The sequence below is a fragment of the Pseudomonas sp. O39 genome (assembly GCF_045447295.1).
In the GTDB taxonomy this organism is placed as follows: Bacteria; Pseudomonadota; Gammaproteobacteria; order Pseudomonadales; family Pseudomonadaceae; genus Aquipseudomonas; species Aquipseudomonas antarctica_A.
In genome coordinates, this window is record NZ_JBJGXV010000021.1 from 11,384 (window position 1) to 23,131 (window position 11,748).

13 protein-coding genes are annotated in these 11,748 nt (G+C 56.6%); all 13 read left to right on the plus strand.

Translation table 11 applies throughout. The annotated features are described in order from the left end of the window. Positions 1 to 219 precede the first annotated feature (219 nt). The 13 genes from mnmG to ACI77D_RS22520 all read left to right on the plus strand — a co-directional run bounded on the left by mnmG (position 220) and on the right by ACI77D_RS22520 (position 11,707). Positions 220 to 2,112 (plus strand): tRNA uridine-5-carboxymethylaminomethyl(34) synthesis enzyme MnmG, encoded by a 1,893-nt coding sequence (gene mnmG / locus ACI77D_RS22460; protein ID WP_407017518.1) that lies wholly within the window; start codon positions 220 to 222, stop codon positions 2,110 to 2,112. Next, positions 2,109 to 2,753, plus strand: a complete 645-nt coding sequence (rsmG, locus tag ACI77D_RS22465) for a 16S rRNA (guanine(527)-N(7))-methyltransferase RsmG (RefSeq protein ID WP_064454826.1) — start codon at positions 2,109 to 2,111, stop codon at positions 2,751 to 2,753. Before mnmG ends, rsmG begins: the two co-directional genes overlap by 4 nt. An 18-nt stretch (positions 2,754 to 2,771) precedes the next feature. Then, positions 2,772 to 3,569 carry a ParA family protein gene (locus ACI77D_RS22470; RefSeq protein ID WP_407017519.1) on the plus strand — a complete coding sequence of 266 codons (798 nt, stop codon included), beginning with the start codon at positions 2,772 to 2,774 and terminating at the stop codon, positions 3,567 to 3,569. Between the two features lie 9 nt (positions 3,570 to 3,578). Next, the gene (locus ACI77D_RS22475; RefSeq protein ID WP_064454825.1) at positions 3,579 to 4,451 is read left to right on the plus strand and encodes a ParB/RepB/Spo0J family partition protein; all 873 of its coding nucleotides are present in this window, start codon (positions 3,579 to 3,581) and stop codon (positions 4,449 to 4,451) included. Between the two features lie 148 nt (positions 4,452 to 4,599). Continuing rightward, positions 4,600 to 5,007 (plus strand): F0F1 ATP synthase subunit I, encoded by a 408-nt coding sequence (locus tag ACI77D_RS22480; RefSeq protein WP_053258796.1) that lies wholly within the window; start codon positions 4,600 to 4,602, stop codon positions 5,005 to 5,007. Between the two features lie 16 nt (positions 5,008 to 5,023). Beyond that, positions 5,024 to 5,893 (plus strand): F0F1 ATP synthase subunit A, encoded by an 870-nt coding sequence (gene atpB, locus ACI77D_RS22485; RefSeq protein WP_053258795.1) that lies wholly within the window; start codon positions 5,024 to 5,026, stop codon positions 5,891 to 5,893. A 133-nt stretch (positions 5,894 to 6,026) separates the two neighbouring features. Next, a complete protein-coding gene (gene atpE / locus ACI77D_RS22490) occupies positions 6,027 to 6,284 on the plus strand; it encodes a F0F1 ATP synthase subunit C (protein ID WP_002555987.1) in 258 nt (85 codons plus the stop codon). A gap of 58 nt (positions 6,285 to 6,342) precedes the next feature. Next, on the plus strand, positions 6,343 to 6,813 hold the full coding sequence (locus tag ACI77D_RS22495; protein ID WP_016970692.1) for a F0F1 ATP synthase subunit B: 471 nt from the start codon (positions 6,343 to 6,345) through the stop codon (positions 6,811 to 6,813). 12 nt (positions 6,814 to 6,825) lie between these two features. Beyond that, positions 6,826 to 7,362, plus strand: coding sequence for a F0F1 ATP synthase subunit delta (locus tag ACI77D_RS22500; protein WP_407017520.1), 537 nt, complete (start codon positions 6,826 to 6,828; stop codon positions 7,360 to 7,362). A gap of 21 nt (positions 7,363 to 7,383) precedes the next feature. Beyond that, complete coding sequence (gene atpA, locus ACI77D_RS22505; RefSeq protein WP_053258793.1) at positions 7,384 to 8,928, plus strand: F0F1 ATP synthase subunit alpha; 1,545 nt, start codon at positions 7,384 to 7,386, stop codon at positions 8,926 to 8,928. A gap of 50 nt (positions 8,929 to 8,978) precedes the next feature. Further along, positions 8,979 to 9,839 carry a F0F1 ATP synthase subunit gamma gene (gene atpG, locus ACI77D_RS22510; RefSeq protein WP_010207685.1) on the plus strand — a complete coding sequence of 287 codons (861 nt, stop codon included), beginning with the start codon at positions 8,979 to 8,981 and terminating at the stop codon, positions 9,837 to 9,839. A gap of 27 nt (positions 9,840 to 9,866) precedes the next feature. Continuing rightward, positions 9,867 to 11,246 carry a F0F1 ATP synthase subunit beta gene (gene atpD / locus ACI77D_RS22515; protein ID WP_064454823.1) on the plus strand — a complete coding sequence of 460 codons (1,380 nt, stop codon included), beginning with the start codon at positions 9,867 to 9,869 and terminating at the stop codon, positions 11,244 to 11,246. Between the two features lie 44 nt (positions 11,247 to 11,290). Beyond that, positions 11,291 to 11,707 (plus strand): F0F1 ATP synthase subunit epsilon, encoded by a 417-nt coding sequence (locus ACI77D_RS22520; RefSeq protein WP_003177061.1) that lies wholly within the window; start codon positions 11,291 to 11,293, stop codon positions 11,705 to 11,707. Positions 11,708 to 11,748 lie beyond the last annotated feature (41 nt).

Below are 11,748 nucleotides of genomic sequence, written 5' to 3' on the forward strand. Positions count from 1 at the left end.
TCCACAGAAAGTAGGCTCAATAGAAATAAACATAAAAACAAAGATCTTATAAATTTCTTCTTTTTTAATTTCTATTGTCAGTGATTCATCCACAGCTGGTTAAATTTTGTGCAAAGGGTTCTTTAGGAAGGGCTAAGTCCCTATACTTGCCGCCAAAGCTCTAAAACTCTTTCAACAATCAATTCCTGATTACCTAGATAAGCAGGCACGAGGTGCGTGGTGGATTTCCCTTCCCGTTTTGAAGTGATCGTCATCGGCGGCGGTCATGCCGGTACCGAGGCAGCACTGGCCTCAGCACGCATGGGCGTCAAAACCCTGTTGCTGACGCACAACGTGGAAACCCTCGGAGCCATGAGTTGCAACCCCGCCATTGGTGGGATCGGCAAAAGTCATCTGGTCAAAGAAATCGACGCCCTTGGCGGTGTCATGGCCATAGCTACCGACAAAGGTGGTATTCAATTTCGCGTGCTCAACAGCCGCAAAGGCCCGGCCGTACGGGCTACTCGCGCACAGGCAGACCGCATCCTGTACAAGGCCGCGGTACGTGAAACCCTGGAAAACCAGCCGAACCTGTGGATATTTCAGCAAGCAGCGGATGACCTGATCGTCGAACAGGACCAGGTACGCGGTGTTGTCACCCAAATGGGCCTGCGTTTCCTCGCAGAATCCGTGGTGTTGACCACCGGTACGTTCCTTGGCGGACTTATCCACATCGGCATGCAGAATTATTCCGGTGGCCGCGCCGGTGATCCACCGTCGATTGCCTTGGCAAAACGCCTGCGCGAGTTACCACTGCGTGTTGGCCGCTTGAAAACCGGGACCCCGCCGCGTATCGACGGGCGCTCTGTGGATTTCTCGGTAATGACCGAACAAGCCGGCGATACGCCGATCCCGGTGATGTCGTTCATGGGTTCCAAAGAACAGCACCCGAAACAGGTCAGCTGCTGGATTACCCACACCAACGCCCGGACCCACGAAATCATTGCCGCGAACCTTGATCGTTCGCCGATGTATTCCGGGGTGATTGAAGGTATTGGCCCGCGTTATTGCCCGTCGATCGAAGATAAGATCCACCGCTTTGCCGACAAGGAAAGCCACCAGGTCTTCATCGAACCCGAAGGCTTGACCACCCACGAGCTTTATCCGAACGGGATTTCCACTTCCTTGCCGTTCGACGTGCAAATCCAGATCGTGCAGTCGATTCGTGGCATGGAAAACGCGCACATCGTGCGCCCGGGCTACGCCATCGAGTACGACTACTTCGACCCGCGTGACCTGAAGTACAGCCTCGAAACCAAAGTCATCGGCGGCTTGTTCTTCGCCGGGCAAATCAATGGCACCACCGGTTACGAAGAAGCCGGCGCCCAAGGTTTGCTGGCCGGGACCAACGCAGCGCTGCGTGCGCAGGGCAAAGACAGCTGGTGCCCGCGTCGCGATGAGGCGTACATCGGCGTATTGGTCGACGACCTGATTACCCTGGGTACCCAGGAACCGTACCGGATGTTTACGTCCCGGGCGGAATACCGCCTGATCCTGCGCGAAGACAACGCTGACCTGCGCTTGACCGAAAAAGGTCGCGAGCTGGGCTTGGTCGATGACGCACGCTGGGCCGCTTTCTGCAAAAAACGCGAAAGCATCACGCTGGAAGAGCAGCGCCTGAAAAGTACCTGGGTTCGCCCGGGCACCGAGCAGGGCGACGCGATTGCCGAAAAATTCGGCACGCCGCTGACCCACGAATACAACTTGCTGAACCTGCTGTCCCGTCCGGAAATCGACTACGCTGGTCTGGTCGAAGTGACAGGCCACGGTGCCGAAGACCCACAAGTCGCCGAGCAAGTTGAAATCAAGACCAAGTACGCCGGGTACATCGACCGCCAGCAGGATGAGATCGCTCGCCTGCGCGCCAGTGAGAACACCAAGCTGCCTGTGGATATCGATTACACCGGGATTTCCGGGTTGTCGAAAGAAATTCAAAGCAAGCTGGGGATAACTCGGCCGGAAACATTGGGTCAGGCTTCACGTATTCCCGGCGTCACCCCGGCAGCGATTTCGTTGTTGATGATTCATTTGAAAAAACGCGGCGCGGGCCGTCAGTTGGAGCAAAGCGCTTGAGTTCGTTGGTCACCTCGCAACACGCCGAAGAATTATCCACAGGTGCACGCCAGTTGGGTGTTGACCTGACTGCAGCCCAGCACGAGTTGCTGCTGGGTTATCTGGCCCTGTTGATCAAATGGAACAAGGCTTACAACCTGACTGCGGTACGTAATCCTGACGAAATGGTTTCCCGACATTTGCTCGACAGCCTGAGCGTGATGCCGTTTATCGAAAACGGTCGCTGGCTCGATGTTGGCAGTGGCGGAGGCATGCCAGGCATTCCGCTGGCCATCCTGTTTCCGGACTCGCAAGTGACGTGCCTGGACAGCAACGGCAAGAAAACCCGCTTCCTGACCCAGGTCAAACTCGAGCTCAAGTTGGATAACCTGCAAGTTATCCACAGCCGGGTCGAAGAATTCACGCCTGAATTGCCTTTCAATGGAATTGTTTCCCGGGCGTTCAGCAGCATGGAGAACTTCAGTAACTGGACGCGCCATTTGGGCGACCGCGACACCCGCTGGCTGGCAATGAAGGGCGTTCATCCAAGCGACGAGCTGCTAGCATTGCCGGCAGACTTCCACCTCGATAGCGAACACGCCTTGGCCGTACCCGGTTGCCAAGGCCAACGCCATCTGCTGATACTGCGCCGCACGGCATGATTGGGAACACAAGCAAGAATGGCTAAGGTATTCGCGATAGCGAACCAGAAAGGTGGCGTGGGCAAAACCACCACCTGCATCAACCTCGCAGCATCCCTGGTTGCTACCAAGCGCCGGGTGTTGTTGATCGATCTCGATCCACAGGGCAACGCCACCATGGGTAGCGGTGTGGATAAACACGGCCTGGAAAACTCGGTCTACGACTTGCTGATCGGCGAGTGCGACCTGGCCCAGGCCATGCACTACTCCGAACACGGCGGTTATCAACTGCTGCCGGCCAACCGTGATTTGACGGCGGCGGAAGTGGTGCTGCTGGAAATGCAGATGAAAGAAAGCCGTCTGCGCAGCGCCTTGGCGCCGATCCGCGAGAACTACGACTACATTTTGATCGACTGCCCACCGTCGCTGTCGATGCTGACGTTGAACGCATTGGTTGCAGCCGACGGGGTGATTATCCCCATGCAGTGCGAGTACTTCGCGCTCGAAGGGTTGAGTGACCTTGTGGATAACATCAAGCGTATCGCTGAACTGCTCAACCCGAACCTGCAAATCGAAGGCCTGCTGCGCACGATGTATGACCCGCGTCTGAGCCTTATGAACGATGTGTCGGCGCAGCTCAAGGAACACTTTGGCGATCAGCTTTACGACACCGTGATCCCACGTAACATCCGTTTGGCCGAAGCGCCAAGCTATGGCATGCCTGCGCTGGCGTACGACAAATCATCGCGTGGTGCCATTGCCTACCTGGCACTGGCCGGCGAGATGGTTCGCCGTCAACGCCGCAACTCACGCACCGCTGCTGCCCAGCTAACTTAAGGAATCCCCATGGCCGTCAAGAAACGAGGTCTCGGACGTGGACTGGATGCACTGCTGAGTGGTCCGACTGTCACTTCGCTTGAAGAACAAGCGGTGCAGGCCGAAGAGCGCGAGCTGCAACACCTGCCGCTGGACCTGATCCAGCGCGGTAAATACCAGCCACGCCGCGACATGGACCCCCAGGCGCTGGAAGAACTGGCCAATTCGATCAAGGCCCAGGGCGTGATGCAGCCGATCGTGGTACGCCCGATCGGTGGTGGCCGCTTCGAAATCATTGCCGGTGAACGCCGCTGGCGTGCCAGCCAGCAGGCCGGTAAGGAAACCATCCCGGCGATGGTGCGCGATGTGCCGGACGAAACCGCCATTGCCATGGCGTTGATCGAGAACATCCAGCGTGAAGACCTCAACCCGATCGAAGAAGCGATCGCGTTGCAGCGGTTGCAGCAGGAATTCCAGCTGACCCAACAACAAGTGGCCGATGCGGTGGGTAAATCCCGCGTGACTGTGTCCAACTTGTTGCGTTTGATCGCACTGCCGGAAGTTATCAAGACCATGTTGTCCCACGGCGACCTGGAAATGGGTCATGCACGTGCTTTGCTCGGTTTGCCGGAAAATCAACAGGTTGAAGGGGCGCGACACGTTGTCGCACGGGGGCTCACCGTTCGTCAGACCGAGGCCCTGGTTCGCCAGTGGCTGAGCGGCAAACCTGCACCGGTCGAAACGGCCAAACCTGATCCGGATATCGCGCGTCTCGAACAGCGCCTGGCCGAGCGCCTAGGCTCTGCGGTGCAAATTCGTCATGGCAAGAAAGGCAAAGGGCAATTGGTGATCGGATATAACTCACTCGATGAGCTTCAGGGCGTCCTTGCCCACATCCGCTGAAACATTTGCTTATGTAGCGCGCGATCGGAAAACACTACCCGACAGTTGAATAGGGGCAGAACCGCCCCTATACTCTGCGCGCATTTTGTCGGCACAAATTATGCCAAGTTATTGATTTCCGGCAGCCGACCATTGAGGAGCAAGAGTGATGGAAACCCGCACGCCAAACACGTTGCCGTTCCATCGCTTGGCCGTTTTCCCGGTTTTATTGGCTCAATTTGTCGTTTTGCTGATCGCCGCATTGGCGCTTTGGTATTGGCATGGAGTCGTAGCCGGGTATTCAGGACTCTGCGGAGGCCTGATAGCCTTGCTGCCCAATATGTATTTTGCTCACAGGGCCTTTCGGTTTTCCGGCGCCCGAGCAGCCCAGTCCATCGTCCGGTCTTTTTATGCTGGCGAGGCAGGGAAATTGATTTTGACGGCAGTGCTGTTTGCACTGACCTTTGCAGGTGTGAAGCCATTGGCGCCGCTGGCTGTATTCGGCGTCTTCGTGTTGACCCAACTGGTCAGCTGGTTCGCTCCCCTGCTAATGAAAACAAGACTTTCGAAACCTTAGGGCGTTTGAGGCAACCATGGCAGAAACAACCGCTTCGGGCTATATCCAGCACCACTTGCAGAACCTGACCTTCGGTCAGCTTCCCAACGGCGGCTGGGGCTTCGCCCACACCGCAGCAGAAGCCAAAGAAATGGGCTTCTGGGCATTCCACCTGGATACTCTGGGTTGGTCTGTCGCATTGGGTCTGATCTTCGTCCTGATTTTCCGCATGGCGGCAAAGAAGGCGACTTCCGGTCAGCCAGGTGCTTTACAGAACTTCGTTGAAGTATTGGTCGAATTCGTCGATGGCAGCGTGAAAGACAGCTTCCATGGCCGTAGCCCGGTGATTGCACCGCTGGCACTGACCATCTTCGTCTGGGTGTTCCTGATGAACGCCGTCGACCTGATTCCGGTCGACTGGATTCCTCAGCTGGCCATCCTGATCACCGGCGATCACCACATTCCATTCCGTGCGGTTTCCACCACGGACCCTAACGCCACCCTGGGCATGGCCCTGTCGGTGTTTGCGTTGATCATTTTCTACAGCATCAAGGTCAAGGGCATCGGCGGCTTCATCGGCGAACTGACCCTGCACCCGTTCGGCAGCAAGAACATCTTCGTTCAAGCCCTGCTGATCCCGGTGAACTTCCTGCTGGAGTTCGTGACCCTGGTCGCCAAGCCGATTTCCCTGGCCCTGCGACTGTTCGGCAACATGTACGCCGGCGAGCTGGTATTCATTCTGATCGCTGTGATGTTCGGCAGTGGTCTGCTCTGGCTTAGCGGCCTGGGCATCGTTCTGCAGTGGGCGTGGGCTGTGTTCCACATCCTGATCATCACCCTGCAGGCCTTCATCTTCATGATGCTGACCATCGTCTACCTGTCGATGGCGCACGAAGAGAACCATTAAGACCAGTCTCGACTAGTCTGATGTCCTTCCCGGTAACACGGGAAGGTGGCCCACCAGGGCTATGAAACGATTTGTTTTACCGCTTTAAAATCTAAAAAACCTAAACCATACGACGTAAAAGTCGGGAGGAAAGATGGAAACTGTAGTTGGTCTAACCGCTATCGCTGTTGCACTGTTGATCGGCCTGGGCGCCCTGGGTACTGCCATTGGTTTCGGCCTGCTGGGCGGCAAATTCCTGGAAGGCGCAGCGCGTCAGCCAGAAATGGTCCCAATGCTGCAAGTTAAAATGTTCATCGTCGCCGGCCTGCTCGACGCCGTGACCATGATCGGTGTTGGTATCGCTCTGTTCTTCACCTTCGCGAACCCTTTCGTTGGTCAACTCGCTGGCTAATCACTCGAATTTTTCGAGTTGATTGGGGTGATGGACAACGAATGAGCGAGGTGTTGGCGTGAACATTAATGCAACCCTGATTGGCCAATCCGTTGCGTTCTTCATTTTTGTAGTGTTTTGCATGAAGTTCGTGTGGCCTCCGGTCATCGCGGCTTTGCACGAACGTCAGAAGAAGATCGCGGATGGTTTGGACGCTGCCACCCGTGCAGCTCGCGACCTGGAGTTGGCCCAAGAGAAAGCGGGTCATCAACTGCGCGAAGCTAAAGCACAGGCAGCTGAAATCATTGAGCAAGCCAAGAAACGCGGTAACCAGATCGTCGAAGAGGCTGTTGATAAAGCCCGCGTCGAAGCTGACCGTGTGAAGGCTTCGGCTCATGCCGAGATCGAACAGGAACTGAACGGCGTCAAAGACGCGCTGCGTGCCCAACTGGGTGCTCTGGCGGTCGGCGGTGCTGAGAAGATCCTCGGTGCCACAATCGATCAAAACGCGCACGCGGAGCTGGTTAACAAACTGGCTGCTGAAATTTAAGCGAGGGCGATCATGGCAGAACTGACCACGTTGGCCCGACCTTATGCTAAGGCAGCCTTCGAGCACGCCCAGGCCCACCAGCATCTGGCCTCTTGGTCAGCCATGCTCGGCCTGGCTGCAGCAGTGTCGCAAGACGACACCATGCAGCGCGTGCTCAAGGCCCCGCGCCTGACGAGCGCAGACAAGGCCGCCACTTTTATTGAAGTGTGCGGCGACAAGTTTGATGTGAAAGTGCAGAACTTCATCCACGTCGTTGCCGAAAACGACCGTCTCCCGCTTTTGCCGGAGATTGCCGCTCTGTTCGACCTGTACAAGGCCGAAGAAGAGAAATCGGTAGACGTTGAAGTGACCAGTGCTTTCGCATTGAACCAAGAACAGCAAGACAAACTCGCCAAGGTTCTCAGTGCACGACTCAATCGGGAAGTGCGCCTGCAAGCTACGGAGGACGCATCCCTGATTGGTGGTGTCGTTATCCGCGCCGGCGACCTGGTTATCGATGGCTCGATTCGCGGCAAAATCGCGAAACTTGCCGAAGCATTGAAATCTTGAGTTTGAAGGGGCAGCAGAGCAATGCAGCAACTCAATCCTTCCGAAATAAGTGAAATTATCAAGGGCCGCATCGACAAGCTCGATGTGACCTCCCAAGCCCGTAACGAAGGCACTGTCGTCAGCGTATCTGACGGCATCGTGCGGATTCACGGTCTAGCCGACGTAATGTACGGCGAGATGATCGAGTTTCCGGGCGGCGTCTACGGTATGGCCCTCAACCTGGAGCAAGACTCCGTAGGTGCCGTTGTACTGGGCGCGTACACCAGTCTGGCTGAAGGCATGAGCGCCAAGTGCACCGGCCGCATCCTGGAGGTTCCGGTTGGTAAGGAACTGCTGGGTCGCGTAGTCGACGCACTGGGTAACCCTGTTGACGGTAAAGGTCCACTGGGCAACACCGAGACCGATGCGGTCGAGAAAGTTGCTCCAGGCGTGATCTGGCGTAAGTCGGTAGACCAGCCTGTACAGACTGGCTACAAGGCTGTCGATGCCATGATCCCAGTCGGCCGCGGCCAGCGTGAGCTGATCATCGGTGACCGTCAGATCGGTAAAACCGCTCTGGCGATCGACGCGATCATCAACCAGAAGAACAGCGGCATTTTCTGCGTCTACGTAGCTATTGGTCAGAAGCAATCGACCATCGCCAACGTGGTTCGCAAGCTGGAAGAAAACGGCGCCCTGGCCAACACGATCATCGTGGCTGCCAGTGCTTCGGAATCTCCTGCGCTGCAATTCCTGGCACCGTACTCCGGTTGCACCATGGGTGAATTCTTCCGCGACCGCGGTGAAGACGCGCTGATCGTTTATGACGATCTGTCCAAGCAAGCAGTGGCTTACCGCCAGATTTCCCTGCTGCTGCGCCGTCCACCAGGCCGTGAAGCTTACCCAGGCGACGTGTTCTATCTCCACTCCCGTCTGCTGGAGCGCGCATCCCGCGTTTCGGAAGAATACGTAGAGAAGTTCACCAACGGCGCAGTGACCGGCAAAACCGGTTCCCTGACCGCACTGCCGATCATCGAAACCCAGGCTGGCGACGTTTCCGCGTTCGTTCCGACCAACGTGATTTCCATCACCGACGGTCAGATCTTCCTGGAATCGGCCATGTTCAACTCCGGGATCCGTCCTGCTGTGAACGCCGGTGTTTCGGTATCCCGTGTGGGTGGTGCCGCTCAGACCAAGATCATCAAGAAGCTCTCCGGTGGTATCCGTACCGCTCTGGCTCAGTACCGTGAACTGGCGGCATTCGCCCAGTTCGCTTCTGACCTGGACGAAGCGACCCGTAAGCAACTTGAGCATGGTCAGCGCGTTACCGAGCTGATGAAGCAGAAGCAATACGCCCCAATGTCGATCGCTGACATGGCGTTGTCGCTGTATGCCGCTGAGCGTGGGTTCCTGACCGACGTTGAAATCACCAAGATCGGCAGCTTCGAACAAGCGCTGATTGCTTACTTCAACCGCGATCACGCCGAATTGATGGCGAAGATCAACGTGAAGGGTGACTTCAATGACGATATCGACGCTGGCATGAAAGCCGGTATCGAGAAGTTCAAGGCCACCCAAACCTGGTAAGCCGCAGCGGGAGCCGCAAGGTTCCCGCTTGCTAACCTGATAGGTGTTACATGGCAGGCGCAAAAGAGATTCGCAGTAAGATTGCGAGCATCAAAAGCACGCAAAAAATTACCAGCGCCATGGAAAAAGTGGCGGTCAGCAAAATGCGCAAGGCACAAATGCGCATGGCTGCTAGCCGTCCTTATGCGGAGCGTATCCGCCAGGTAATTGGGCATCTGGCCAACGCCAACCCGGAATACCGCCACCCGTTCATGATCGACCGCGAAGTTAAGCGTGTGGGTTATGTGGTAGTGAGCAGTGACCGTGGTTTGTGCGGTGGTTTGAATACCAACCTGTTCAAGGCCCTGGTCAAGGACATGGCGGTAAACCGCGAAAAGGGCGTCGAGATCGATCTGTGTGTTGTTGGTAGCAAGGGTGCGGCCTTTTTCCGCAACTTCGGCGGTAACGTCGTTGCAGCTATCAGCCACCTGGGTGAAGAGCCGTCGATCAATGATTTGATCGGCAGTGTGAAGGTGATGCTGGATGCGTACCTGGAAGGCCGGATTGACCGCCTGTCCGTGGTATCCAACAAGTTCATCAACACCATGACCCAGCAGCCAACCGTGGAGCAATTGATTCCACTGGTGGCGACTCCGGATCAGGAACTCAAGCACCACTGGGACTACCTCTACGAACCAGACGCCAAAGAGCTGCTTGACGGCTTGATGGTGCGCTACGTGGAGTCGCAGGTGTACCAGGCGGTGGTCGAGAACAACGCAGCTGAACAAGCGGCGCGGATGATCGCGATGAAAAACGCTACCGATAACGCCGGTGATCTGATCAGCGATTTGCAGCTGATCTACAACAAGGCGCGTCAGGCTGCGATCACCCAAGAGATCTCGGAAATCGTCGGCGGCGCTGCCGCGGTTTAACGGTTCAAATATTCAGAGGATCCAGCTATGAGTAGCGGACGTATCGTTCAAATCATCGGCGCCGTTATCGACGTGGAATTTCCACGCGACAGCGTACCGAGCATCTACAACGCTTTGAAAGTACAAAGCGATGCAGGCACCACTCTGGAAGTTCAGCAGCAGCTGGGCGACGGCGTGGTTCGTACCATTGCAATGGGTTCCACCGAAGGCTTGAAGCGCGGTCTGGATGTTCTGGACACTGGCGCTGCCATCTCCGTACCGGTCGGTAAAGCGACCCTGGGCCGGATCATGGACGTACTGGGCAACCCGATTGACGAAGCTGGCCCGATCGACACCGAAGAGCGCTGGGGCATTCACCGTCCGGCACCTTCGTTCGCCGAGCAAGCTGGCGGCAACGATCTGCTGGAAACCGGCATCAAGGTTATCGACCTGGTTTGCCCGTTCGCCAAAGGCGGTAAAGTCGGTCTGTTCGGTGGTGCCGGTGTAGGCAAAACCGTAAACATGATGGAACTGATCCGTAACATCGCCATCGAGCACAGCGGTTATTCCGTGTTCGCCGGTGTGGGTGAGCGTACTCGTGAGGGTAACGACTTCTACCACGAGATGAAGGACTCCAACGTTCTGGACAAAGTGGCACTGGTTTACGGTCAGATGAACGAGCCGCCGGGTAACCGTCTGCGCGTAGCACTGACTGGCCTGACCATGGCCGAGAAGTTCCGTGACGAAGGTAACGACGTTCTGCTGTTCGTCGACAACATCTACCGTTACACCCTGGCCGGTACTGAAGTATCCGCACTGCTGGGCCGTATGCCTTCGGCAGTAGGTTACCAGCCGACTCTGGCTGAAGAGATGGGCGTTCTGCAAGAACGTATCACTTCGACCAAAGAAGGTTCGATCACCTCGATCCAAGCGGTATACGTACCTGCGGATGACTTGACCGACCCGTCGCCAGCGACCACCTTCGCCCACTTGGACGCCACCGTCGTTCTGTCCCGTGACATCGCTTCCCTGGGTATCTACCCAGCGGTCGATCCACTCGACTCGACTTCGCGCCAGCTGGATCCGAACGTGATCGGCCAGGAGCACTACGACACCGCTCGCGGCGTTCAGTACGTGCTGCAGCGTTACAAAGAACTGAAGGACATCATCGCGATCCTGGGTATGGACGAGCTGTCGGAAGCCGACAAGCAGTTGGTAAACCGTGCTCGTAAGATCCAGCGTTTCTTGTCGCAGCCGTTCTTCGTGGCTGAAGTCTTCACCGGTGCCTCGGGTAAATACGTTTCCCTGAAAGACACCATTGCTGGCTTCAAAGGCATCCTCAACGGTGACTACGACCACCTGCCAGAACAAGCGTTCTACATGGTCGGCGGCATCGAAGAAGCGATCGAGAAAGCCAAGAAACTGTAATCCCGGCGCCCGGCAACGGGCGCTCATCAGGTTGAGGCAATCAGATGGCTATGACAGTCCATTGCGATATCGTCAGCGCGGAAGGGGAAATCTTCTCCGGTCTGGTAGAAATGGTGATTGCACACGGCGAACTCGGTGACCTGGGTATTGCCATGGGCCACGCGCCATTGATCACCAGCTTGAAGCCAGGTCCGATCACTCTGACCAAGCAAGGCGGGGAAAAGGAGGTGTTTTACATCTCCGGTGGTTTCCTCGAGGTTCAGCCGAACATGGTCAAGGTACTTGCCGACACCGTGCAACGTGCTGGCGACCTGGATGAAGCCTCCGCTCAGGAAGCCGTCAAGGCTGCCGAGAAGGCCCTGAACGAAAAGGGCGCGGACTTCGACTACAGCGCTGCTGCTGTACGTCTGGCCGAAGCTGCAGCTCAGCTGCGCACGCTCCAGCAGATCCGCAAGAAGTAAGCGGCCCAGCCGCCATGCTTCAAGCGCGATTGATTAAAAAG

Excerpts from the sequence above, each read along its gene's own strand:
- ACI77D_RS22470 (WP_407017519.1), top strand. The coding sequence starts at position 2,772 with ATGGCTAAGGTATTCGCGATAGCGAACCAGAAAGGTGGCGTGGGCAAA.
- ACI77D_RS22475 (WP_064454825.1), top strand. The coding sequence starts at position 3,579 with ATGGCCGTCAAGAAACGAGGTCTCGGACGTGGACTGGATGCACTGCTG.
- ACI77D_RS22480 (WP_053258796.1), top strand. The coding sequence starts at position 4,600 with ATGGAAACCCGCACGCCAAACACGTTGCCGTTCCATCGCTTGGCCGTT.
- atpB (WP_053258795.1), top strand. The coding sequence starts at position 5,024 with ATGGCAGAAACAACCGCTTCGGGCTATATCCAGCACCACTTGCAGAAC.
- atpE (WP_002555987.1), top strand. The coding sequence starts at position 6,027 with ATGGAAACTGTAGTTGGTCTAACCGCTATCGCTGTTGCACTGTTGATC.
- ACI77D_RS22500 (WP_407017520.1), top strand. The coding sequence starts at position 6,826 with ATGGCAGAACTGACCACGTTGGCCCGACCTTATGCTAAGGCAGCCTTC.
- atpA (WP_053258793.1), top strand. The coding sequence starts at position 7,384 with ATGCAGCAACTCAATCCTTCCGAAATAAGTGAAATTATCAAGGGCCGC.
- atpG (WP_010207685.1), top strand. The coding sequence starts at position 8,979 with ATGGCAGGCGCAAAAGAGATTCGCAGTAAGATTGCGAGCATCAAAAGC.
- atpD (WP_064454823.1), top strand. The coding sequence starts at position 9,867 with ATGAGTAGCGGACGTATCGTTCAAATCATCGGCGCCGTTATCGACGTG.
- ACI77D_RS22520 (WP_003177061.1), top strand. The coding sequence starts at position 11,291 with ATGGCTATGACAGTCCATTGCGATATCGTCAGCGCGGAAGGGGAAATC.